We start from the raw sequence: 22,859 nt of genomic DNA, 5'->3' as shown, positions 1-22,859 counted from the left end.
AAGTCCTGCCCCAGCACCTCCTCTATCGGCCGGAGAGCGCTCGATGATCCACGCTTCGACACCCACGGAACGGCTGTCGCCCGACTTCTACCGCTACTGGGCCTCGGTCACCATCGGCCGAGTGGGCAGTTCGCTCGCCGCGGGCGCCCTGCCGCTTGTTGCGATACTCGTGGTTCAGGCATCCGATCTGCAGGTTTCCCTGATGGCCGCCCTCGCCGGTATCGCCGGTGCCGCCCTCGCGCTGCCACTGGGATCGTTTATCGAGTTCCGCCGCAAACGAGGTGTCATGGTGCACGCCGACCTCGTCTGCTTCGCGGCGCTGGCCAGCGTGCCGGCCGCGGCCCTGTTCGGCGTCCTCACCTATGCGCACCTGTGTCTCGTCCTCACGATTCAGACCCTGTGCAGTATCGTCTTCGGCGCCGCCGGCGGTGCCTACCTGAAAGCACTGGTGCCCGAACCGCAACGGGTACGCGCGAACAGCCGCTTCGAGACCATGTATTGGAGTGTCTCCACGGTCGGTTCCCCGGTGGGCGGGGTGCTCATCTCGATTTTCGGCACCACAGTGACGCTCGCTCTCGACGCCGTCGGTTACCTGCTGTCCGCCCTCGGAATCCGGAGCATCACCGCGGCAGAACCAGAGCCCGTACCCGCGCGGCCCGAGCGCTCTCGAACAACCGAGATCCGCAGCGGCTGGATCCATATCTTCGGTCGGCCCACCCTGCACCGCCTGTTCTGGAACGCCATGATCTTCGGCGGCTCTCTCGTGCTCACGGGACCGCTGGTGGCACTACTCATGTTGCGCGAACTCGGCTTCTCGCCCTGGCAGTACGGGCTGGCCCTCGGAATCCCGGGCCTCGGTGGCCTGATCGGTGCGCTGTGCGCCCCGAAACTCGTCGACCTGTTCAGCGCGCGGGTGGTTCTGCTCGGCTTCGGCACCCTCCGGACCTGCTGGCTGGGACTGCTGCTGATCGCCGGACCCGATATATCCGGTCTCGTCGTCATCATGGTCGCCGAGACCTTGTTGCTGTTCTGCGCCGGTGTGTTCAATCCCGTGTTCACCACCTATCGGATGAACTGCACCGCCGACGATCATATGGCCCGCGTCGGCACTGCCTGGTCTGTCAGTTCCCAGAGCTTCCAGCCTGCCTTCATCGCCCTCGGCGGAGTCATCGCCGCGGCGACGAGCCCGCGCGTCGCGATCGGTTTCGCGGCCCTCACGCTGTTCGCCAGCTCCGCGCTACTTCCATGGCGGCGTACAGAACAGCGGCCGAGCCGCGGTGATATCCGCGTGCCCGCATTTCCGGGGGCCCCCGAATCGGGGCCTTGTCGGGCCGAATCCGGCAACCCATAGTCGACCACCATGGGAAACAACGCCTTCGATCGCCGGTTCCGCAGAGTCCTCACAACAGTCGTCGTCGGGTTCGCACTGGTCGGTGCCGGCGCCCCGGCCGCCTCGGCGATACCGGACCGGCCCGCTGCGGCCGTCGCTGCTCATATTGCTTCGGGATCCTCGTCCGGCTCGGGTTATCTGCTGGAGGCCGCACTGAACGCCCTCTGCTTGCTGACCGGTTCGAAACCCTCCTGCTGGAGCAGCGCGCCGACGCTGTGACACGCCTCTGTGGTGCATACGGGATACTGCTGCGTCCGGTAGGTGCCGGCGCGGCCGGACGTCGGCACCTACCGATTTACCTCAGCGCGACGGTGCCGGTGTGGCCTGCCGTGCGAGCCGGTCCTCGTGGATCCGGACCAGTTCGCGGAAACCGATCCGGTCCCATCCGGGCTTGGGCTGAATACTCCATTCGTCCTGCGCCGTGCGCTGCCCGGCCGCCTCGGGCGGGCCCCCGAAGGGCGCACCGGAGAGCGGATACGGATGCTCGCATTCGAGTGTGTCGTCGGAGTACCTGACCTTCATGAGTTCACTGCAGATCTCGGTGAACGACAGAGTGGGCCAGCCGTACCACAGCGCCAGCGCGGGCACCGTGAACGCGCCTTCGATCACCAGCGCGAACAGGCAGACGAAGATTCCGCGCCGCAACCAGCGGTGCATGCGCGCGTAGGGTGCCGTCGTGCCCAGCGGCAGTTCATCGTTTTCCGGGTCGTCTGTGGGGGTGGGTTTCTTGCTCATGCGGAATCCTTCGGAAGAGCGCGGGCACGGTCAGTCGGAGAAGATCTCGCGGTTGACGGTGTGCAGGTAGGGAATCGCCAGGAACGGCGTGATGTAGAAGATGTCGTAGAGCCACCAGCCGATCACCGGCAGCACGACCCCGTCGTAGCGCACATCGGCGTACATGGTCATGTTGAACGTGTAGCCGATCCAGATGACCAGCCCGAACCAGCAGGTGACGATCATCCACTGGTGCCCCCACCGCTTCATCTGCAGGAACGCGATGGCCGCGGCGATCCGCATCGGGAACACGGTGAGCATCAGGGCGACTTCCCAGCCCTTCTCACCGGGGGCGCCGGCGCCGCCGATCCACAGTTCGTTGTAGTGCCAGAAGTAGCCGGCGTCGAAGAAATTGCCCCAGGCGGTCAGGATCACCCGGGCGATCAGCGTGTGGTTGGCGATGAGATCGAGCGCCCAGCCCAGACTGTTGAGCGCGGCATCCAGAATGACCAGATAGCCGATCAGGGTGACGATGATGGGGCGCACCGAAAGCCCGGATTCCTGCGCCTTGCGCTGTAACCAGACACCGCGCAGGAAGATCGGCAGGCCCACGATGCCGAGGACCAGGGTGCCCATGAGCAGGGTTCCGGCGGTCAGCCACCAATCGGCTTCGCGCTGGGCCCGGCGGGATTCGTCGTGATGGGCGTCGTAGGCGTCACCGGGTTTCGGTGTGCCGGTACGCCACGGCAGCGAGACAGCGGAGAGTTTCACGACGGCTCCTACCAATCCCGGACCGAGTACATATGCAACTGGATGAGGAACATCGCCAATAGGAATCCGTAGGCGAAGATCTGGACGGCGATCAGCGCGCGGCGGCGCCTTCGATCCTGTTCGTTCACGGTGGTGGTCCTCCTTCTGGAACCGACTGCGCGGAAGCGGTATCCGCGATGGCCAGTGCGGCCGCCGCGATCTCGCGCAGACCTTCGTTGATCGCGCCGTTGCTGCTCAGCGGCGCCAGGATGCATGCTTCGGCGGCCTCTCGTTCGCCCGCTCCGGCGGCGACGAGATGCGCGGTAGTCACCAGGACCCGGGTGGAGGGCGGTTCGAAATGGAAGACCTCGTCGGCTTCGCGGATCACCCGTGCGCAGCCGACGAGCCGCCGCGCGACCGGTAGCGCGACCCCGGTCTCGGCCACCACCACCTCGGCTTCGCGGTCGGCGTCGAGATAATCCATGGCCAGCGTCATGAACCGCTGCCGGAACGACGGTTTCAACTCTTTGAGCGAACTGCGGTAGGCCGGGTTGTAGGAGCAGACGAGCAGGAAGGTCTCCGGTGCGGAGACCACCTCGTCGGCGCGATCCAGGTAGAGCTCGCGGCGATGGTCGGTGAGCGAATGCAGGATCGCCAGCGAATCGTGCCGGGCCTCGACCACTTCGTCGAGGTAGCAGATCGCACCGTCCTTGACCGCTCTGGTGAGCGGCCCGTCGTGCCAGACCACATCACCGCCGGTGACCAGGAATCGGCCGACCAGATCGGAACTGGTCAGATCGTCGTGGCAGCTGATCGTGACCACCGGGCGGTCCAGTAACCGGCCCATATGCTCGACGAACCGGGTCTTCCCGCAACCGGTCGGCCCGGTGAGCATCACCGGGATACGGCGCTGGAAAGCTTTCTCGAACAGCGCGATCTCGTGACCGCCGGCGGGGTGGTATCCGGTACTCATCCTGACCTCCTCGATGTCCGGGCCGGGCGTCCTCCGCACCCCGGACCGGAAGGGTTCCACCTACCGCACCCATCAGGTGGCGACCAATTCGCGATGAACGTGGGCGAGGACGCGGGGCAGCTCCTCGACCCGGTGGATGCGCTGTGACCGGCGCTGTCCGAACACCAGGGGCAGCGGGTCCACCCGCGCGGGTCCGACGCCCACGTAATAGATCGCCACCCCGGCGTCGTCGGCTTCCTCGACCGCGTGCGCGACATCGGCCCAGGCGTAACGGCCCTCGTACCCCTCGTCGGAGATCAGTCCGTCACCGATCACGATGAGCAGTCGCCGTTCGGCGGGCCGGTCGAGCAGCCGGGCGGTGAGATGCCGCAGCGGGGCCCCCAGCCGGGTGTAACCGCCGGTCCGCAGGCCGAGGCCGCCGGGATCGACGAATCGCGCCTCGTCGAAATCCTTCAGGCAGCGCACCTCGACGCGGTGCCGGGTGTTACCGGTGAACACGAAGATCCCGTGCTGTTCCGCGGCCGCCGCCATCGCCTGTGACAGCGCGTCGGCACAGGCCAGTTCCAGGGCGAAGACCCGGCCCTGGTGCACACCGAGCGAGGAACTGCCGTCGAGCAGGACAGCAGTGGCCACATCGCGGGAAGCGGGCAGCAGGTCACGGAAGATCCTGGGCCGGGCGGTGGTACCGGTGCGCAGCTCGGTGTAGTGGCCGATATAGCGGTCGATATCCAGGTCGGAGCCGTCCTCGAGCCCGCCGGTGAACGCGCGATGGGTGGGCTGCCGGAACCAGCGCCGCACATCCACCGTGACCGGGGTCGGCGTGCGGGAACGGACCGGCTGCCTGCGTTCGAGCACCGCGACGTGGTCGGGCAGGAACCGCTTCGTCCACATATTCCACTCCGGGTAGGGGATACCCGCACGCTGGTCGGGACGGATCTCGATCTCGTCGTTCTCCGGCCGGCTCGGCGGTGGCAGATTCGGGTTGCGCACCCCGCCTTCGCCACCGACCGGCACCGATACGGCCCGGTAGGAATCGGTACGTGCGCTGGTCCACGGCATCCGCCCGTACATCCGGCGCAGTGCCACCGCCACCCGGCTCCGCCCCGGCCCGGCCAGCGGCGGGACACCCAGCAGCAGGTGGGTCGCCGGGGCCGGGTGTGCGCGGGCCAGCGCGACCGCGCGATCGAGTATTTCGAGGCCGGGCGTTTCGGGGTCGGCCGGTTCGAGTTCCGGGAGGATCCGGCGCAGTTCCGGGATCAGTCCCGGGAACCGGTCCGCTATCCAGCCCATCGCGACGCCACCCTCCACCACCGCCACACTCGCCAGTTCCCGGGGCGACAACTCGTGCAGTGGGTACGCCGCGATCCGGTCCTTCGACGGTGCGCACTGCAGGGCGACCCCGCAGGTCAGCGTGCGGCGGGTCCACTCCGGCGGGGCCGGATAGGGCACCTGTACGACCGTGCGGGCGGGGTCCAGGCCGAAAACCCGGCGCTCCCCGGTGATCAGCCGCGCCCCGTGGCGGCGCCGATCGGAGAAGGCCACGGCCGTCAGGGCGCAACTGCGCTCCAGCGACGCCGCGGAGGTCGATGGATCGGTAAGCACGGCGGTCACCGTCGGTCCGGGCCGGGTCGCTCAGAACGTCCCGATATTGCGCATGACCCAGTACCAGAATCCGATCACGGCGCCCATCGCGCCCCAGCCGAGGATCAGACGAACGATGTCCTGCCACATATGAATGACCTCCGTCGGTCGGGTTCCGCGGAACGCGGTGTGTTGCGGTTGCGGCCCGCGGTCGCGGGTCAGCGCGGCTCCATACCGCGCAGTGCGGTGGAGACGTAGTTGTCGAGCATGGCGGCGCGGACCGCCTTGGAATCGCTGGTCGTGGTGAGCAGTGCGTAGAGGCCGAGCAGGAAGAAGACCGCGCTGTGGAAGGGATCGATCTCGGCCGCGGCCTCACCCGCTTCGCGTGCCCGCGCGATCTCCTCGACCACCTGCACGATCAGTGGATGGTCCGTCCATTCGTCGTCGGGCGGGCGGGTCGGGGTGAAATGCAGTCCGAGAACGTCTTTGAACAAGATCGTGCCGACCCGCCGTTCCACCGACAGCACCAGCCGCACCGCTTTCGCGAGTGCGCCGGGAAGATCGTGCGGTGCCGCGACGAATCGGGCGAACTCTTTGGCCGCCCGGGTTTCTTCGCGCCGCTCCAGCTCCAGGAGGACATGCTCCTTGCTGGGGAAGTGGAAGTAGAAGGTGCCGCGCGCGACGCCGGCGGCCTCGATGATGGCACCGACATCGGCACCGGCGGTGCCGGTGCGCTGGAACTCCGCGACGGCGGCGTCGAACACCCGCTGCCGGGTCTCGAGGCGCTGGGCTTCCCGGCCCCGTGGTTTGTCCGTCGGTGCGTTCACAGACTCAATCAGAAGCTCTTCATTGAAAAATGTCAATGACAGATGTCGGTTGATTCTGTGATCTACTGTTGAACAGTGTTTTTGGCGGTCGAGTGACCGCCGGATCCTGAGTCCATCCGGATCCGGACTACTGCGTGGCCGTCAGTGCCGCAGCCGTGACGGCGAGAGCGAAGAAGGCTCCGGGGAAGGCGAGGTTGTAGAAGACGCGGGCGCGGATATGCGCGGCGAGCGCGCCGGCGAAGAACAGGACCAGGCCGACCGCCGCGGCGAGACCCAGCTCCTTCATACCCAGGATGCCGAGCAGCAGACCGGCCGCGCCCGCCAGTTTGAGCCCGCTGAGCCAAGGCAGCCAGCTGGGTGGCACCCCCACCTCCGCGGAGTTGGCGAGAACGAATTTCGCGCTGGCGAGCCCGGCGATCGCGTCCGCGGCGTTCAACGCGGCGGTGACGATCGTGACGACGAGATAGGTGGTGTGCACTGCGGCGCTTCCTTGTCCGGACGTGGCCCGGTGACCACGCGTTGTGGAATCCATCCTGTTCGGCCCCGGGGAAACACACCAATACCTGCATTCATAACCTGATGGAATGGATGTCGACACCCGCTTGCTGCGCTACTTCGCGGCGGTCGCGGCGGAAGGGAACCTCACCCGCGCCGCCGAACGGCTGTACGTATCCCAGCCCGCGTTGACCAAACAGATCAAACAGCTGGAACACCTGCTGGGTGTCCAGCTCTTCGTGCGATCGCGGGCCGGGACGGCCCTCACCGCCGCCGGCGAAGCACTGGCCGGCCGGACGGCCGCACTGCTCACCGCCTGGGACCGGGCACTCCAGGAAACCCGCCGTGCCGCCGCGCAGGCCGACCGGGTGCTGCGGGTCGGATTTCTCGCCAGCGCCGCCAACGAGGCCACCCCGCGGATCATCGCGGAATTCTCCCGTCGCCGGCCGGGCTGGCGGGTGGATATGCGCCAGTCGTCGTGGGCGGATCCGACGGGCGGCCTGGCCGGCGCCGAAGTGGATGTCGCGCTGCTCCGGTTACCGTTTCCGGGGCAGGACCGATTCCGGGTGCGCGAACTGTTCCGCGAAGCACGCTGGGTGGCGGTGGCTTCGGCGCATCCACTGGCGGCCCGCGAGACCGTAGCCTTCGAGGACTTGCTCGACGAACCGTTCGTGGCGGCTCCGGCCGAAACCGGTGCCTGGCGCGACTACTGGCTGGCAGCGGACGAACACGCAGGCTGGATGCCTCGTATCGGCGCGGTCACCGATCAGCCGGACGAATGGCTGAGCGCGATCGCCAACGGCTATGGGGTGGCGCTCGCGCCGGAGTCCAGCGCACGGTTCTACGCACGGCCCGGAATCACCTACGTCCCGGTGACCGGAGTAGCGCCGAGCTCGGTGGGTGTCGTGTGGATGCCGGACGCCGATACGGATCCTGCGGTGCGTATTTTCGTCGATTGTTGTACGAAATCGGCGACCGGCGCTACCTGATCGCAGCCCGCTGTGTGTAGACGGTGGTGATCGAGCGCGGCCGCCGTTGGTAGCTACCCTCAGCCTAGATAGGGGTCGGTCCGTTGTTCGGTGTGATGCCGCAGGCGGAGTCGGACAGTGTCGTGGACCGGGAGTTCTTCCAGTTCCGTCAGCGTCAGAAATCCGACTTCGGTCGACTCCGAGCTGACCTGTATGTGCCCACCGATCACCCGGCCGTAGAACGTGATGTTGAATTCCTGCCTGACCTCGCCGTCCGCATAGGCGATCACGTGTCGCGGATCGGTGTAGATCCCCAGGATTCCGGTTATCTCGATATCCAGGCCGGTCTCTTCTCTGGTCTCCCGGACTACGCACTGCTCCAGGGTTTCACCTATCTCCATGACACCGCCGGGAAAGGACCAGTTGCCGGAGTCGCTGCGTCGTTGCATCAGAACGGCACCGCCGCCGTCGACGACGAGGGCCGAGCCTCCGGGCACCAGACTGTTCGGCTCAGGAGCGTTCGGGTCTCGGTAGTAGTCACGCCGTCCGGTCATCGGCACCCACTTCCAGCAGGTAAGGGGTCACTGCTCCCCATATCTGCTCCACTTGATCGTCGAACGACGCAAACATTCCATGGGGAGACAACTTCCGCAGATGTAGCGCCGGATGCTGGTACCCGCGGGCGCGGACCAGGTACGGAGTCACGATCATCTGATCGTCGAATCTGAACACCGAGTTGTACAGGTGCGTTGCGTGTAGTCCGACCCTGCACCCGGAGGTATCGGCCAGCGGTCCGAGCATGCTGAGTGCGTTACGGATCCGACCGGGCAGCGTCCCCTGCATCTGTTCGAGCGCGTCGCGTTCGGCTACGTGGGCGCATTCGGGATCGGCGAACGCCAAACGAACCTCGGCGCCGCCGCGGCATTTCTCGGCGATCAGATGTGATGCGTCGGGCAGCAGCTCGAGTACGAACGGGTAGGCATAGCCGATGATGTCGATGCGTCGAGTAGCCCTGGTCAGCAACGATATCCAGACCTCGTTCGGAATATCGGCGCGGTGGGCGTAGGCGGCTACGACTTCGGCGGTTGCGGGTGCTCCCACGCTCAGGTCCGGCCGGGTCTGTGGCCACAACACTGACTCGGATTCGTGCAGCACACGGGCGACCTCGGTTCGGGTCCGCTTGTGTGGAACACGGCCGGCCAACCAGCGGTTCACAGTCTTGACGTCGACTCCGACCGCAGCAGCCAATGTGGCCGAATCCATCTGAGCTCGAAGCATTGCCGACTCGAGTCGTTGCCCCATGGCGAAACCATACAGGGACGTTCTGCTGGGAGAAAGTGTCCGGAAAGGCGTCCTGGACGCAGTTCAGGTGTCCATCCGAAGTCCATACGTTGGGTGTAGTTCGTGATTGTTTCCAGTGACCGGCCACGTGACCTGCCGATGTCAGAAGGGGAGACCATGCCGTTCGTAATCAGTATCCGGCGCTGGGCGTATGCCTTGTGCGACAGGAGGGCGGTCCGATGAATCGGATAGCGGAATCCTCGGCTTCCGGGGCAGCTCCAGTAGCTGTTCGTCGTACCGCACTCGGTGAAATGCGGGCCACCTGGTGTCTGTCCCACAATATGATTCGGATCCTCAGCGTGTGTGCGACGACGAGTGATCTGCTGACAGCGACCAGTGCGGCAACCGCGCTCGACCTCGCGACTATGCGGGAGAGGTTTCCCGAACTGACTCCGTTGTGGGATGCAGTGCGCCAACAGTTCTGGTCGCAGGTGGCCCGGCAATCGAGTGCGCAGTGACATATATCCGCTACCCGGACGCGGAATCGATGGACGAGATCACCTCTCGGTTCTTGCTGTCGATGCCTACCACCTTGCTACCGATGCTCTATGGATTCAGCTGTGACGATCGCGGAATCGCTGCTGAATGTGTCGGAGTGGACCTCACCGGTGACCGCTGTGCCCACGAGCTCAATCCGCTGCACCTGCGTGCAGCGCATCTACGCAACACTCTCGGACCCGATATGTTCGGTTTCGGATTGGTGTTCGTCGTCTTCTCTGATCAGCTGGCCGATCGACCGGAGAACGGGCATATTCCTGAGCAAGTCCGCGTGGCGGCCGAGCGGCTACCAGGACTGGACGATGATGTTCTGGTCGCTGTTGTCATCGATGCGCGCGGTCGGCAGTGGTGGGCGGTGGCTGCCCGGCACCTTCCCGAACTCGATCCGATCCGTATACATATCCCCGCCACAACGCCTGAACTCTGGCGCATCCCTGGAACGCTCGACGCCTCCCTGTGGACCGCGGCCCTGGCTCTCGACGACATCAATCATCTGGAACTGTGCCGGCTGGTGCAAGAACCGTTGAGAGATTTCTGAGTCACAGCACCAGGGCTCGGGGCGTCGGGCCGCGCCTGTACGGGGGCGGCGAACAGGTCACTCGGCCTGTCGCGATCCTCGCGCATCTGTGGTTTGTGAGTGTCGTCCTGTGCCATGTTCTTCGGTTTCGGAATCGCAGGCCGTGAGTATCTCGGAACGGAAACGCGGGCATTCGGTGAAATCCTGATAGCGGCAGGTGAGTACGTGGGTGATGAGTTCCTTCGAGGTCTGGATTCTGCTGAGCTGGTTGTCGAGTTCGTCGAGATGTGACCGGAGGATGCGGCGGCGGTCCGGGCCGTCGCAGGCATCCAGCAGATCACGGGTGCGGGCGAGGCCCATGCCCACCTGCTTGCTGTGCAGGATCAACGCCACCCGGGCGACGTGCGACTGCGAGTAGCGGCGCCGACCGCTGACCCGGGTCGCCGGAGTGAGCAGTCCGGCGCTTTCCCAATGGCGGAGTACATGGGTCGCGAGTCCGAAGCGGGCGGCCAGTTCGCCGATGGAGTAGGTCGCGGCGGACCGGTCCGAGTTCGGCTCCGCAGCGCGGGTCGACGCCGTGGCGTCGGGAGTTGACTTCATGTGGACATTAACTTGCAGTCTGGGTTCGGACGTCAAGGACGAGACCCAGGAGAGACGATGACTGTGCCCGGCCAGGCCGAGATGTGGAACGAACGGTACGCGCGGCCGTTCACCGCTTACGGCACCGAACCCAATGACTACCTGCTCGAAGTGGCCGATCGGATACCCGAGGGGCCGGTGTTGTGCCTGGCGGAAGGGGAGGGGCGCAACGCGGTGTTCCTGGCGGGTCGCGGATATTCCGTGACAGCTGTGGATCTGTCGGAGGTGGGGTTGGCCAATGCGCGCGAGCTGGCCGCGCGGCACGGGGTGGAGATCGACACGGTGGTCGCCGATATCACCGAGTTCGACTTCGGTGCAGCGCGCTGGTCGGGGATCGTCTCCATCTGGGGGCATCTGCCGTCGGCGTTGCGGCCCGGAGTGCACGCGGCGTGTGTGCGTGGACTGCGTCCCGGCGGGGTCTTCGTGCTCGAGGCATACACGCCGCGTCACCTGGACCGGCCGGGCGTCGGGGGTCCGCCGGTCGCGGACGGGATGCCGACGCCGGAGGAGTTCCAGTGTGATCTGGCGGGTCTGCGGCTGGAGCACTGCCGGGAGGTCGACCGTGACATCAGCGAAGGCGTGTTCCATCACGGTCCCAGTACGACCGTTCAGGTGCTGGGCGTGAAGCCGGACGAAGCCCGCGCTTAGCCGAGTGCCGGCTCGATCCAGGAGTGTGCGCCGGTTCGATAGAGTGCCGGAGCAGGTGGCGGCCGGGCGGATTCCACTCCCCCGGTGGCTCACGCGGACCGTGGACCATGTGGGCCGGGTCGGGATCGAATGACATTGCTGACACACGCGTTTCGCTGATGTGGCGAGAAGCATCAGCTATCGAATCCGTGTTGGAGGATTCTTTGGTCCTGTGTCTGGCCCGAATGGTGGGACGCAGCTTGTGTTTCTTGAGCCAGTTCGCAGCGATCAAGTCGCCTCGGGGGACCTGTCGATGGTTGGGTAACACTTCGCAGCCGGCTGTCACCTGGCGTGCGCCGCATGGTGTGGTCGGAAAGAGCACAGAACAGGCCGGCGGGTCTTATGTGTGGTCCCGTGGGCCGTGTGGTCCCACAGGACCACACGGCCCACGGGACGGGTCGAGTAATCCCTCGATTCAGTTGCCTCGGGCACCGGCTGACGCTTCAGACAGTAGCCCTCTGCTGCGCAAATTCGTATGGCGTCCGAACCCTGTTCAGGTGGGGAATACCTCCCATGCGCTCAGCTCTGCTCCTTCGGAAGGCGTACCGTCCCAGGGCCGGTCGCTGAATTCCTTTACCCGCAGAATCGCTTCGATACCGTTGTGGGCGGACTGATCTCGGACGCTGAACGAATAAGTTCTTCTGCCGAGTTCGGTCTTGATCAGCTCGTGGGCTATGTCAGTGGCTACGGGCCGTAAGGAATCACTGTCGGATGAATTCGGCACACATATGGTGATCGATAGTACGAGCTTCCCCGGATGGGTTGTCGCCGGCAGCACTTGCGCTGCTTCGACGGAGATGTCCTTCCCCAAGGAAAGGCTGGATGCAAACGCTTCCACCTCCGGGTCGGGATGACCTGCCATCGCGCGCGGAAGGCAATCGGGATGCGGTACTGCGGTCGAAGTCGCCCCCGCAAGGCTACTTTCGGTGTCTCCGCTGGAGACGCAGCCGGCTGTGGCTAGAATCGACAGTGCCGAAATTCCGGCAACTGCAATTTTTCTCGTTGGTAACAACACTGTGTTCATCTGTCCTCTTCAGGCCCGACTCGGCTGCCAGTAGGCAGAGTCGCTGTATGTTTTCGCGATAGCGTCCGGCCAGCGATCTCCGTAGAATCCCCACGGATTATCGGTGGCGTTATCGAGAGCGTTCGCCTCTACCATCTGACTCTGCACAGTGTTCAGCATGGCGGTCACGAGTCCCTCGATGAGAACGAGGACGTCGGCGGCTGCTTGTACTAGTCCAGGTGCGCCCTCGTATGCAAGAACCACGGAAGCGACCTCGGTGAGCGCCGCGGAAAGATTTGCCATGTAGGTGGCCAGTGTGTCGGCCACCTTGATGTAGAAATCAAGAGCTGATTTCGAAAGATTCAGCATACTTGTTTCGATCTTGGTGCAGACTTCAACCGCTGACGTGAAGGCTTTGTCCTGTGCTGCTTTTGATGTATTGTAGCTATTCTTGGCCTCCCCCTCCCAGAATCCTTCAACAGTCACCTCGGGGCGATTCTGGGCGTTCGATGCCGCGCGGACCTTCGCCCCGACGATCTGCCAGTCTGCGGCCCACCCCAGAAAGGTGAATGGCGCATTGATGCCTGTCAGAATTTCGTCCAGTTTCTCCAGGAGCGTTTCAATCTTGGCCTGGGCCTCATCGCGTTTTTTAGTTGCGAATGCCCAAACGACCGGTGCGTAGTATTTCAGGTCGTCAACGGTGTCATTGATTTCTTCAGGAATGTTTCTCCATTCTTCTATTTTAGTTCTGAGGCTTTCGATCGCGTTATCGAGTTGACTCTCGTCTACGGGATCCGCCATCTCATTGTCCTAATTCCGCTATTTTGTTGAACTCGTGTGCCTGGTCCGAATCCTGCTGCATGAATTGATTGGCGATAATACGCAGTGTGCTCCCTATTTCCTCGGCTTCGGAGGCGCCCTCCGCTAGCCTTGCTCGGACGTAGTCGGCCGAAACGACATAGGAGTTGTATGGAATTTGGAACAATCCCCATTCGAGTCGGCTTGTGTCTTTTAGTGTGTCAACCTTGTACGCTGCATTGAGCAACTCTGTTTTGACCTCATTTGTCCAAGCTTTGGAGTGGAGGTCCAGTTGCTCTGCGGCTAATTGAATTTGATCAGGCACTCTTACTCCTGGCGAATTCTGGAAATATGTGCGGCCAGCCGCTCGGTCAGTTGGGAGTCGGTTTCGCGGGCCAAGTACTCGTCTACGGCCAGTCTGGGTTTGGCGGTACGTAACTGGTTCGCGCAGTAAATTATGTCGTGTGAAATTGTAGAAATGTCGGCCCGGAGCGCCCAATCGGGATCAAAATATATGTCTGTGATCATGGAACGGTTGGCTCGTATGGTCATCGCGGGCTCGTCGAGTTCATTCACGCCGAGTCCATGTATCTCTACTGTTGCGTCGCCGACCAAACGATCGAGTGTGCCGCGGTATTCGATATAGGTGCGTGTTTGTAGGAGTGTTGGGATAATGTCGCGTAGGGCGGGGGTACTCGGCTTCCCGGCGCTGCCGAGCTCAATCATTTGTAACGAACGTTGATACAGCGCATGGCGATAGGCTTCCATCAGCGACTTTCCATATTCGCTCGGTGCGAAGCTATTCTTCCAGTCCCTACGTAAGGTTAGCTTGACTGGAAGCCGGTCTTCTGCGATCTCGAATACGATCAGAGCAGACTTTTGCGGAGGCTCGAATTTATTTGCCTTCTTAGTGGACGGCGGATAGAACTTATCATCATCATCGTAGTAATCATCCCAGGAGGATCGGTTATCACGCGCGCGCATCAGGTTTCCTCAATTTGGGTCGGTCGATATTCGATGTTTTCCATCGATACAACATCGATCACGTAAAATCCCCCCGGTTCGAATTTTCTTCGACCACGCAGTAGGCTTATGTAACACGACCTAGATTGGCGGATGAAGCTTGTCGAAGAGTATCAAGCGGGTGCTGCTGCTGCAAAACGTAGGCCGTATGACTGCGGTAAGCGGACAGGGCGGGCTGAATCCTTCGATTCTGTGCTCTGGTCGAGGCAAGCTGCTCCGGAAATTTCGCGCAAATTCTGGACGATGTACTAGGACCCGCGCCGGGCCAGAATGGACGCCACCCCCGCGGCGGCCGCGCGTACCGATGCCGCGTGCGCTTCCGGGTGGAACCGGGTGACCGGGCCGGTCACCGAGATCGCCGCCAGTGGTTTGTCGTCGGCGCTCAGGACGGGTGCGGCGACGCAGACGATGCCGGGCGCGGATTCCTCGCGTTCGTAGGCCAGGCCGTTCTCGACGACCTGCGCCAGCTGTGCCCGCAGCAGTCCGGGCGCGATCACGGTGCGTGGGGTGCGTCGGACCAGCGGTCCCGCGAGGATGCGGTCGATGGTGCGGGGGTCGGAGTGGGCGAGCAGGGCCTTGCCGATCGCGGTGCAGTACAGCGGCATCCGCCCGCCGATCCGGGACGGGGCGCGGGCCTGGCGGTGGCCGCCGATCTTGCTGATGTAGACGACCTCGTCGCCGTCGCGCACCCCGAAATGCACGGTTTCCCGGGTGCGGGTGAAGAGGTCCTGGAGGAAGGGCACCGCGACCTCGAGCAGGGTGCGTTCGGTGGCGGCCCGCATACCCAGTTCGAACAGTCCGCGGCCGAGCCGGTAGCCGTCCGGTGACGAGCTCAGCAGGCGCGCGGTCGCCAGATCCCGGCACATGCGGTGCACGGTGGCCTTCGGCAGCCCGGTGCGGCGGGTGAGCTCGGAGAGTCCGACGGCCTGGTCCTCCACCCCGAACGCCTCCAGGATCAGCAACGCCCGCCCCAGTACGGAGCGTTCGTCGAGCTGATGTTCCGGCATGGCGGCCCTTCTGGTGAAACTGGTCCAGTCAGTGGACCATTTTACTGTTCAGCTGCGGCTTCGGGGTGTGCACTGGTCATACCCCAACGAAGAGGAGAACGGAGGTCGCGGTGGCAACCACTGTCGACAGCATCAGCGGGCCCGGCGTCGACGAATCGATCGTCGCCCGCGCCGCGCAACGCCTGATCACCGCCGCGGAGACGCGCCGGACCTGTGCACCGCTGCGCGAAGGGCTGATCAGCCCGGACGACGTCGCCACCGCATACCGGATCCAGGAGCGGTTCAACGCCGCGCGGGTCACCCCGGAGGTCACGGTGGTCGGTCGCAAGATCGGCGCCACCTCGCAGGCCGTGCAGCAGCAGTTGGGCGTGGATCAACCCGATTTCGGGGTCCTGTTCTCCGATATGGCCTATTCGGACGGGGATGTGATCCCGATCGACCGGCTGCTGCAACCCCGCGCGGAGGCGGAGATCGCGTTCATCCTGGGCGCGGACCTCGCCGACGGACCGCTCGATATCGCCCAGTGCCGGGCGGCCGTGGCGGAGGCGGTGGCCGCGCTCGAGATCGTGGACAGCCGGATCACCGACTGGAACATCTCCTTCGCCGATACCGTCGCCGACAATGCCTCGAGCGGCCTCTACGTGCTCGGCACCGAGCGCCGGACGCTCGACGATTTCGAACCCGTCGATGTCGCCATGAGTATGCGTATCGACGGCGAAGAGGTATCGACCGGCAACGGCGCCGCCTGCCTCGGCGACCCCCTCAACGCCCTGTCCTGGCTGGCCCAGCAGGCCCGCACCTTCGGCGAGCCGCTGCGGGCCGGGCAGGTGATCCTCTCCGGTGCGCTCGGTCCGATGCGGCCGCTGCACCCGGGCGCCACCGTCACCGCCGCCATCTCCGGCCTCGGGACGGTCACGGCTTCGTTCACCACCGCCTCGGAGGTATCCCAGTGAGTGACAACACCAAACGCACCAAGGTCGCGATCATCGGCTCGGGCAATATCGGCACCGACCTGATGATCAAAGTGCTGCGCCATTCCCGGTTCCTGGAAATGGGCGCCATGGTCGGTATCGACCCGGAGTCCGACGGTCTCGCCCGGGCCGCCCGGTTGAAGGTGCCCACCACCCACGAGGGGGTGGAGGGCCTGATCGCGCTGCCGAATTTCGACGAGATCGATATCGTCTTCGACGCCACCTCGGCCAAGGCGCACGAGCAGAACCACGCGCGGCTCGCGCCGCTGGGTAAACGTCTCGTGGACCTCACCCCCGCGGCGATCGGTCCGTTCGTGGTGCCGGCGGTCAATATCGAGGAGCACCTCGGCGCGCAGAACGTGAACATGGTGACCTGCGGTGGTCAGGCCACCATTCCGATCGTGGCCGCGGTATCGCGGATCGTGCCGGTGGCCTACGCGGAGATCGTGGCCTCGATCGCGTCCAAGTCCGCCGGGCCCGGCACCCGCGCCAACATCGACGAGTTCACCGAGACCACCTCGCATGCCATCGAAACCGTGGGTGGTGCCGAGCGCGGTAAGGCGGTGATCATCCTGAATCCGGCGGAGCCGCCGCTGATCATGCGGGATACGGTCTTCTGCCTGGTGAACGCGCCCGACGTGGAATCCCACGACCGGATCAAGGCCTCGGTGGTGAAGATGGTCGACGATGTGGCGGCCTACGTTCCGGGCTACCGGCTCAAGCAGGAAGTGCAGATCGACGCGATCCCGGCGGACCAGCCGGTGCACACGCTGCTCGCCAAGGACAACGACGCGTTCCCGACCCACCGGGTATCGGTATTCCTCGAGGTCGAGGGCGCGGCGCATTACCTGCCCGCCTACGCCGGCAACCTCGACATCATGACCTCGGCCGGACTCCAGGTCGCCGAGCGGATCGCGCAGAACATTCAACAGAAGGAGACCGCACGATGAGTTCGTCCGACGCCGTGCCGACCGTTTTCGTCCAGGATGTGACCCTGCGCGACGGTATGCACGCCATCCGGCACCGGATCACCCCGGAGAACGTCGGCAAGATCGTGGCCGCGCTCGACGCCGCGGGTGTCGACGCGATCGAGGTCGCGCACGGGGACGGGCTGGCCGGCGGGTCGGTCAATTACGGTCCCGGTTCGCACAGCGACTGGACCTGGCTCGAAGCCGCCGCCGCGAACCTGAAGAATGCCCGGCTCACCAGCCTGTTGCTGCCCGGTGTCGGCACCGCCGAGGATCTGCGGCGGGCCTGGGGGCTGGGTGTGCGTTCAGTGCGGGTGGCCACCCATTGCACGGAGGCCGATGTGGCGGCCCAGCACATCGCGACCGCGCGTGAGATCGGGATGGACGTCTCGGGATTCCTGATGATGAGTCATATGGCCGAACCGGCCGCGCTGGCCGCGCAGGCCAAACTCATGGAGAGCTACGGCGCGCATTGCGTCTACGTCACCGATTCGGGTGGCCGGCTCACCATGAACGGGGTGCGCGACCGCATCCTGGCCTACCGTGACGTGCTCGACCCGGCTACCGAACTCGGTATCCACGCGCACGAGAATCTGTCGCTGTCGGTGGCGAATTCGGTGGTGGCCGTGGAGAACGGTGTCCGCCGGGTGGACGCTTCGCTCGCCGGGCACGGCGCGGGCGCGGGCAACACCCCGATCGAGGCGTTCGTGGCGGTCGCCGATGTGCTCGGCTGGAAGCACGGCTGTGATGTGTTCGCCCTGCAGGACGCGGCCGACGATCTGGTCCGGCCGCTCCAGGACCGGCCGGTGCGGGTCGACCGCGAAACCCTCACGCTCGGCTATGCCGGGGTGTATTCGAGCTTCCTGCGTCATGCGGAGGCGGCCAGCGAACGCTACGGCATCGATGTCCGCACCCTGCTCATGGAGGCCGGCCGGCGGCGGCTGGTGGGCGGTCAGGAGGACATGATCGTCGATATCGCGCTCACCATGCTGGCCGAGCAGAAGGCGGCCGAACAGCAGCCCGCCTGATCTCGTTATCCGCTGCGGCGGGGTTGCTGCCGGGGCGCCGGGTTCACACCTGTGCGCCGCGGCAGCCGGCTGGGGCGTCCGGTTCGGTACCGGGCGCCCCGGTGGCATGTCCGGGGTGCGGTCCGGGTGGTTACGCGGAAATCACTGTGGAGCAACGTTTCACGGTTGCGGGTCGCTGACCGTTCCGCCGTGGGCGATCTCGTGGAATGCCGGCCGGAGCAACTCCACAATACGGTCGGGATCGGCGTCACCGACGGCGTCCAGGTGCAGTAGGTGCCGGCTGATGACGACACCGATGGTGAGCGCCCCGATCAGTCCCGCGCGCAGTTCCGCGTCTTCGGGGGCCAGGTGTTCGGCGGCCTGCCGCTGCCGGGTGATCATCGCGGTGCGCACACTCTCGGCCGTATCGGAGTGGGTGAGCATGGTCCGGAGGGCGGCCAGCGTCGCCGTAGCGGGTTCGCCGCCGATCTTTCCCGCGAGCGCGGCGAGTAGTTGTTCGGCCGCCTGCTCCGGTGTGCCGCTGATCGGAGTGTCCGGTTCGGGGACCGCGACCTCGGCGAACAGTTCTTCTTTCGATCCGAAATACCGCATGACCAGGCTGGGGTCGGTTTCCGCGGCGGCCGCGACCGCGCGGATCGTGGTGCGTTCGTATCCGGTTTCGGCGAACAGGTGGGTGGCTGCTCGCAGTATGCGTTCCTGGGTGCGTTGTCGCTGTTCGGCTCTGGTCGGCTGGTTTTCGGACACGCGGCCAGCCTAGGGCCCGGCCGCGCGGCAGGTCGAATTCGGACAACGAACGTTGACCGAAACTGTTCCGGCTGCTAGTTTCGGACTACAGGCGTTGACCGAATGAGGTGGCTTCGATGTGGCTGACAGTGGTCGCGGCGTTCGCGGCGGGTGTGCTGGGCGCGAACGCATTTCCCCATTTCGCCAAAGGGATGATGGGTGAGGAGTTCCCCAACGTCACCGGGAACGCGCCGGTGCGGAACGCGGTCGCGGGGACGCTCGGCTTCGTCATGGCGGTGCTGCTGGCATATGCGGCCGATCTCGGTGCGCATCCATGGGCGGGATTCGCCGCGCTGAGTACCGGCGCGCTCGTCATGGCTGTTTTTCACGGGCTGCGCGGGGCATTCTGGTTGAACCGGGTGCTGGGTAAACCCCTCCCCGCCCCGGTGGTCGCGCACCGCTGATCGGCGGAGCGCGGTAGGCGATGCGGAGGATGCAACCATGGCCGCCTGGGACGACGAGGTCATCGAGGAATTCCGTGCCGGCGAGGGCCGGGTCGGCGGGCCGTTCGCGGGCTACGACCTGCTCCTGCTCACCACCATCGGCGCCAAATCCGGGCTACCGCATACGAAACCGGTGATGTACCTGCGGGACGGCGACCGGCTGGTGATCGTCGCCTCCAATGCCGGCGCGCCGCGGAATCCGGCGTGGTTCCACAATCTGCGCGCGCACCCGGCGGTGACCGTCCAGGTGGGTGCCGAACTCTTCGAGGCCGACGCCGAGGTGATCGACTCCGGCCCCGAACGCGATCGCCTGCATCTCGCGATGGTCGCGATCCTGCCCGCGCTGGCCGAGTACGAGCGCACCGCCGGGCGGGTCGTACCTGTCGTCGCGCTGACCCGGCGCGGATGAGCGCCGGGCGAATCGTCGACTCCGCGTCGATGGCCCCGGCGCAGCGGTCCGCGATCTCGGTCTGCGTGCGCGGCGATATCGCGGAGCCGTGAACTCGAAGAGAACGCGCGCCTCCGGCAGCTTGTGAGCTCGCGGGCTCGATGGCCGCCACCCCCGGGAGGTGACGCGGCTGCTGGAGGATATCGGCGCCGAGGCGACGGTGGCGGCCCACCCCTACGCGGCGTAGACCTACGTGGCGCGGAACCGCTCCGGCTCGCGGCGGTATCGCCCCGAGATATCGCTGACCATGCCGCTGATCACGCTCCCGGCGATATCAGAGGCGGTCCGGCGCGGGTGAGCAGTGCACCATCGTCATCAGCGTGTCGGTGATCTCGTCCACGGCCGCGCGTTGTTCGGTGCCGGGCAGGTCGGCACACCACAGCGGTGCCTGGCTCATGGCGGCGTGCATGCACTGCAGGGTGGTGTTCACGCTGATCACCCGTAGTTCACCGGCCTCGATGCCCTGTTCGATGAGGCCGCGGAAGAGGGTGTCGTGGCGCTGGCGCAATTCCTTGATGCGTTCCCGCTGGGCCTCCGGCCATTCGCGCGGGATGAGGAAGAGGCGGAGCGCGGCGGGGTAGTCGTGCACCGCGATGGTCAGATGTTCGTGGATCAGGGCGCGTAACCGGGTGGAGGGGTCGCCCTCGGTGCGGTCCAGCAGATCTTCCAGGCGGCTGGTCCACTCCGCGCCGAGCGTTTCGATCGCGGCGGTGCCGAGTTCCTCTTTGCTCGAAAAGTAGTAGTACAGCGAGCCTTTGGTCAGGTCGAGCCGTTCGGCGACATCGTCGAGGTTCACCGCGTCGTAGCCGCGTTCGCCGAACAGTTCGGCGGCCGCGGTGAGGATCTCCTGGCGGCGCTGCCCCCGTTTGCGCTGCACGCGCGCCGAGGCGGGCCGTCGTTCTTCGGTTGTCTGCTGGGCGCTCATGACCTTCCCTCCGATCGTCGACCCAACGATACATCTTTGACTTTTAAATTAAAGATTGACTCATGAGTCAAAAATCGTCACTATGGTCAACGAATCGTTCGACGAAGGAGGCGACAGTGGGTGCACAGACCTACGAGGACATCCGTTACGAGGTCGACGGGCCCGCCGCGGTGATCACCATCGACCGGCCGCAGCGCTACAACGCCTTCCGCGGCAGGACCGTCGAGGAGTTGATCAAGGCGTTCCGGGCGGCCTGGGCGGACCGGCAGGTACAGGCGGTGATCCTCACCGGAGCGGGGGAGAAGGCGTTCTGTACCGGCGGTGATGTGAAACAGCGCGCGGAAACCGGCGATTACGGGCCCACCGAGAGCGGCATGTTCGAGATCGGCGCGTTGCACAAACTGATCCGCGATATCCCCAAGCCGGTGATCGCGGCGGTGAACGGGATCGCGGTCGGCGGCGGACATGTGCTGCACGTGCTGTGCGATGTATCCATCGCCAGCAGTACCGCCCGGTTCGGCCAGGCCGGGCCCAAGGTGGGCTCGTTCGACGCCGGATTCGGGACCGCCTATCTGGCCCGGGTGGTCGGCGAGAAGAAAGCCCGCGAGATCTGGTTCTGGTGCCGCCAGTACGACGCCGCCGAAGCCGAGCGGATGGGGCTGGTGAACCTGGTCGTGCCGCCCGGGGATTTGCTGAACACCGCGAAGGCCTGGGCCGCGGAGGTGGCGCAGAAGAGTCCCACCGCCATCCGGTTCTGCAAACAGTCGTTCAACGCCGATACCGATCATCAGGCGGGTCTGTCGAATCTGGCGATGTCGGCGCTGGATCTGTTCACCGCCTCTCCCGAGGGACTCGAGGGTGCCGCGGCATTCGCCGAGAAGCGGGCCGCCGATTTCAACTCCCACGTGAACTGGCACTGAGATGGACTTCCTGTTCTCCGAAGACGAAGAGATCTACCGGCAGGAGTTGCGCCGGTTCGCCGGCAAGGTGCTGGCGCCGCACTACCAATCCGACGACAGGGCCGCGAAACTACGGCCCGAACTGGTCGCCGATATGGCCGGAATGGGGCTGACCGGGTTGCGGGTGCCCGAACGGCACGGCGGCCAGGAGGCCAGCGCGGTGGTGGCCGGGATGGCCGCCGAAGAGGTGGGCCGCGGCGATTTCAACGCCGGGTATCTGATCATCGTCAGCGCGTTGATCAGTGATGTACTGGCCCGCCACGCCGACGAGGATCAGCAGGCGCGGTGGCTGCCCGCGATCGCGTCGGGGGAGGTCCTTCCGGCGCTGTGCGTCACCGAACCGGGGCACGGCACCGACGCCGCGGCGCTGGAGACCAAGGCCGAACCCGACGGTGACGGCTGGCGCCTGACCGGGGAGAAGACCTCCATCACCCTGGGGATGTCCGCGCACACCGGGCTCGTACTGGCCCGGACCGGCGGGCCCGGCGCTCGCGGCGTGAGTGCCTTCTACGCCGATCTCGACGATCGCTACGTCTCCCGCGCCGGATTCGACGATCTGGGCAGCCGGTCGATCGGTCGCGCCACCCTGCACTTCGACGGTCTGCCGGTGACCCGCGCCGAACTGGTCGGCGGCGAAGGCGACGGATTCGTCTCGGTGATGCAGGGTTTCGACTACTCCCGGGCCATCATCGGCCTGGCTTGCCTGGGCGCCGCGCAGCAATCCCTCGACGAGGCGCTGCGCTGGGCACGCGAACGGGAGGCGTTCGGCAGCCCGATCGGCAAGTTCCAGGGCGTCGCGTTCCCGCTCGCCGAATGCGCGACCGAACTGCGCGGGGTCCGGCATATCTGCTACGAGGCGCTGTGGCGCAAGGACCGGGGCCTGGACCACAGCACCGAAGCGGCCATGGCCAAATATCGTGCCCCGAAACTCGCCGCCGAGGTCATCCACCAGTGCCTGCTCACCTTCGGGCACCTCGCCTATTCCAGTGAGAGCCCGATCGGGCAGCGCCTGCGCGATGTGATCGGCCTGGAGATCGGCGACGGCACCGCTCAGGTGTCGAAACTCGTCATCGCCCGCAACCTCCTCGGCCGGGCCTACGCGCCCTGAACCGCGCCGCCGGAA

The 22,859-nt window shown here is 65.3% G+C and carries 29 protein-coding genes; 13 read left to right on the top strand and 16 right to left on the bottom strand.

What is annotated here, in order from left to right:
- Positions 1–43: 43 nt before the first annotated feature.
- Positions 44–1,351, top strand: coding sequence for an MFS transporter (locus ACWEWT_RS20265; protein WP_452560980.1), 1,308 nt, complete (start codon positions 44–46; stop codon positions 1,349–1,351).
- A gap of 9 nt (positions 1,352–1,360) precedes the next feature.
- Entirely contained in the window at positions 1,361–1,609 is a 249-nt protein-coding gene (locus ACWEWT_RS20260) for a hypothetical protein (protein WP_452560978.1), read from the top strand.
- Between the two features lie 81 nt (positions 1,610–1,690).
- On the opposite strand, the gene ACWEWT_RS20255 is transcribed toward ACWEWT_RS20260, so the two are convergent.
- The 6 genes from ACWEWT_RS20255 to ACWEWT_RS20230 form a co-directional block, all read right to left on the bottom strand.
- Positions 1,691–2,125, bottom strand: coding sequence for a hypothetical protein (locus tag ACWEWT_RS20255; RefSeq protein WP_452560976.1), 435 nt, complete (start codon positions 2,123–2,125; stop codon positions 1,691–1,693).
- Between the two features lie 30 nt (positions 2,126–2,155).
- Positions 2,156–2,854, bottom strand: a complete 699-nt coding sequence (locus tag ACWEWT_RS20250; protein WP_452561047.1) for a hypothetical protein — start codon at positions 2,852–2,854, stop codon at positions 2,156–2,158.
- A gap of 145 nt (positions 2,855–2,999) precedes the next feature.
- Entirely contained in the window at positions 3,000–3,827 is an 828-nt protein-coding gene (locus ACWEWT_RS20245) for an AAA family ATPase (protein WP_452560974.1), read from the bottom strand.
- Between the two features lie 72 nt (positions 3,828–3,899).
- Positions 3,900–5,429, bottom strand: a complete 1,530-nt coding sequence (locus ACWEWT_RS20240) for a MorD protein (protein WP_452561046.1) — start codon at positions 5,427–5,429, stop codon at positions 3,900–3,902.
- A gap of 197 nt (positions 5,430–5,626) precedes the next feature.
- Positions 5,627–6,235 carry a TetR/AcrR family transcriptional regulator gene (locus tag ACWEWT_RS20235; RefSeq protein WP_452560972.1) on the bottom strand — a complete coding sequence of 203 codons (609 nt, stop codon included), beginning with the start codon at positions 6,233–6,235 and terminating at the stop codon, positions 5,627–5,629.
- Positions 6,236–6,362: 127 nt separating this feature from the next.
- Positions 6,363–6,713, bottom strand: coding sequence for a DoxX family protein (locus ACWEWT_RS20230; RefSeq protein WP_452560970.1), 351 nt, complete (start codon positions 6,711–6,713; stop codon positions 6,363–6,365).
- 106 nt (positions 6,714–6,819) lie between these two features.
- Between ACWEWT_RS20230 and ACWEWT_RS20225 the strand changes: the two genes are divergently transcribed.
- Positions 6,820–7,719, top strand: coding sequence for a LysR family transcriptional regulator (locus tag ACWEWT_RS20225; protein WP_452560968.1), 900 nt, complete (start codon positions 6,820–6,822; stop codon positions 7,717–7,719).
- A gap of 59 nt (positions 7,720–7,778) precedes the next feature.
- Here ACWEWT_RS20225 and ACWEWT_RS20220 read toward each other — a convergent pair whose 3' ends face one another.
- Together ACWEWT_RS20220 and ACWEWT_RS20215 are read right to left on the bottom strand one after the other, a co-directional pair.
- Positions 7,779–8,252 (bottom strand): NUDIX hydrolase, encoded by a 474-nt coding sequence (locus ACWEWT_RS20220; protein ID WP_452560966.1) that lies wholly within the window; start codon positions 8,250–8,252, stop codon positions 7,779–7,781.
- Positions 8,236–8,799 carry a hypothetical protein gene (locus ACWEWT_RS20215; RefSeq protein ID WP_452560964.1) on the bottom strand — a complete coding sequence of 188 codons (564 nt, stop codon included), beginning with the start codon at positions 8,797–8,799 and terminating at the stop codon, positions 8,236–8,238. Before ACWEWT_RS20215 ends, ACWEWT_RS20220 begins: the two co-directional genes overlap by 17 nt.
- A gap of 539 nt (positions 8,800–9,338) precedes the next feature.
- Between ACWEWT_RS20215 and ACWEWT_RS20210 the strand changes: the two genes are divergently transcribed.
- Complete coding sequence (locus tag ACWEWT_RS20210; protein ID WP_452560962.1) at positions 9,339–9,497, top strand: hypothetical protein; 159 nt, start codon at positions 9,339–9,341, stop codon at positions 9,495–9,497.
- Positions 9,498–9,526: 29 nt separating this feature from the next.
- Positions 9,527–10,075, top strand: coding sequence for a hypothetical protein (locus ACWEWT_RS20205; RefSeq protein WP_452560960.1), 549 nt, complete (start codon positions 9,527–9,529; stop codon positions 10,073–10,075).
- Between the two features lie 57 nt (positions 10,076–10,132).
- Here ACWEWT_RS20205 and ACWEWT_RS20200 read toward each other — a convergent pair whose 3' ends face one another.
- The gene (locus ACWEWT_RS20200; protein ID WP_452560958.1) at positions 10,133–10,654 is read right to left on the bottom strand and encodes a helix-turn-helix domain-containing protein; all 522 of its coding nucleotides are present in this window, start codon (positions 10,652–10,654) and stop codon (positions 10,133–10,135) included.
- A 57-nt stretch (positions 10,655–10,711) separates the two neighbouring features.
- Between ACWEWT_RS20200 and ACWEWT_RS20195 the strand changes: the two genes are divergently transcribed.
- A complete protein-coding gene (locus ACWEWT_RS20195; protein WP_452560956.1) occupies positions 10,712–11,341 on the top strand; it encodes a class I SAM-dependent methyltransferase in 630 nt (209 codons plus the stop codon).
- Positions 11,342–11,873: 532 nt separating this feature from the next.
- Here the strand turns inward: ACWEWT_RS20195 and ACWEWT_RS20190 are convergent.
- From ACWEWT_RS20190 to ACWEWT_RS20170, 5 genes are all read right to left on the bottom strand, one after another.
- Positions 11,874–12,404 (bottom strand): hypothetical protein, encoded by a 531-nt coding sequence (locus ACWEWT_RS20190; RefSeq protein ID WP_452560955.1) that lies wholly within the window; start codon positions 12,402–12,404, stop codon positions 11,874–11,876.
- Between the two features lie 9 nt (positions 12,405–12,413).
- Positions 12,414–13,184, bottom strand: coding sequence for a hypothetical protein (locus ACWEWT_RS20185; protein WP_452560953.1), 771 nt, complete (start codon positions 13,182–13,184; stop codon positions 12,414–12,416).
- 1 nt (position 13,185) lies between these two features.
- The gene (locus tag ACWEWT_RS20180) at positions 13,186–13,506 is read right to left on the bottom strand and encodes a hypothetical protein (RefSeq protein WP_452560951.1); all 321 of its coding nucleotides are present in this window, start codon (positions 13,504–13,506) and stop codon (positions 13,186–13,188) included.
- Between the two features lie 2 nt (positions 13,507–13,508).
- Positions 13,509–14,165, bottom strand: a complete 657-nt coding sequence (locus ACWEWT_RS20175; RefSeq protein WP_452560949.1) for a hypothetical protein — start codon at positions 14,163–14,165, stop codon at positions 13,509–13,511.
- A 287-nt stretch (positions 14,166–14,452) separates the two neighbouring features.
- Complete coding sequence (locus ACWEWT_RS20170; RefSeq protein WP_452560948.1) at positions 14,453–15,211, bottom strand: IclR family transcriptional regulator; 759 nt, start codon at positions 15,209–15,211, stop codon at positions 14,453–14,455.
- 110 nt (positions 15,212–15,321) lie between these two features.
- On the opposite strand from ACWEWT_RS20170, the gene ACWEWT_RS20165 reads away from it, so the two are divergent.
- From ACWEWT_RS20165 to dmpG, 3 genes are read left to right on the top strand one after another with little or no spacing between them, the layout of a single operon-like run.
- Positions 15,322–16,164, top strand: coding sequence for a 2-keto-4-pentenoate hydratase (locus tag ACWEWT_RS20165; protein WP_452560946.1), 843 nt, complete (start codon positions 15,322–15,324; stop codon positions 16,162–16,164).
- Complete coding sequence (locus tag ACWEWT_RS20160) at positions 16,161–17,132, top strand: acetaldehyde dehydrogenase (acetylating) (protein WP_452560944.1); 972 nt, start codon at positions 16,161–16,163, stop codon at positions 17,130–17,132. The genes ACWEWT_RS20165 and ACWEWT_RS20160 overlap by 4 nt, the downstream gene beginning before the upstream one ends.
- Positions 17,129–18,178 (top strand): 4-hydroxy-2-oxovalerate aldolase, encoded by a 1,050-nt coding sequence (gene dmpG / locus ACWEWT_RS20155; protein ID WP_452560943.1) that lies wholly within the window; start codon positions 17,129–17,131, stop codon positions 18,176–18,178. The genes ACWEWT_RS20160 and dmpG overlap by 4 nt, the downstream gene beginning before the upstream one ends.
- 159 nt (positions 18,179–18,337) lie before the next feature.
- On the opposite strand, the gene ACWEWT_RS20150 is transcribed toward dmpG, so the two are convergent.
- Entirely contained in the window at positions 18,338–18,922 is a 585-nt protein-coding gene (locus ACWEWT_RS20150; protein WP_452560942.1) for a TetR family transcriptional regulator, read from the bottom strand.
- 116 nt (positions 18,923–19,038) lie between these two features.
- On the opposite strand from ACWEWT_RS20150, the gene ACWEWT_RS20145 reads away from it, so the two are divergent.
- Both ACWEWT_RS20145 and ACWEWT_RS20140 read left to right on the top strand, forming a co-directional pair.
- Entirely contained in the window at positions 19,039–19,365 is a 327-nt protein-coding gene (locus ACWEWT_RS20145; RefSeq protein WP_452560940.1) for a hypothetical protein, read from the top strand.
- A 37-nt stretch (positions 19,366–19,402) separates the two neighbouring features.
- Positions 19,403–19,813 (top strand): nitroreductase family deazaflavin-dependent oxidoreductase, encoded by a 411-nt coding sequence (locus ACWEWT_RS20140; protein ID WP_452560939.1) that lies wholly within the window; start codon positions 19,403–19,405, stop codon positions 19,811–19,813.
- 313 nt (positions 19,814–20,126) lie between these two features.
- On the opposite strand, the gene ACWEWT_RS20135 is transcribed toward ACWEWT_RS20140, so the two are convergent.
- Entirely contained in the window at positions 20,127–20,777 is a 651-nt protein-coding gene (locus tag ACWEWT_RS20135) for a TetR/AcrR family transcriptional regulator (protein WP_452560938.1), read from the bottom strand.
- 116 nt (positions 20,778–20,893) lie between these two features.
- On the opposite strand from ACWEWT_RS20135, the gene ACWEWT_RS20130 reads away from it, so the two are divergent.
- Positions 20,894–21,697, top strand: coding sequence for an enoyl-CoA hydratase-related protein (locus ACWEWT_RS20130; protein WP_452560936.1), 804 nt, complete (start codon positions 20,894–20,896; stop codon positions 21,695–21,697).
- A 1-nt stretch (position 21,698) separates the two neighbouring features.
- Positions 21,699–22,844: an acyl-CoA dehydrogenase family protein gene (locus tag ACWEWT_RS20125; protein ID WP_452560934.1), complete on the top strand. Its 1,146-nt coding sequence runs from the start codon at positions 21,699–21,701 to the stop codon at positions 22,842–22,844.
- Positions 22,845–22,859 lie beyond the last annotated feature (15 nt).

It is taken from the genome of Nocardia sp. NPDC003963, assembly GCF_053605105.1.
This window is presented reverse-complemented; position numbering and strand designations above follow the sequence as displayed.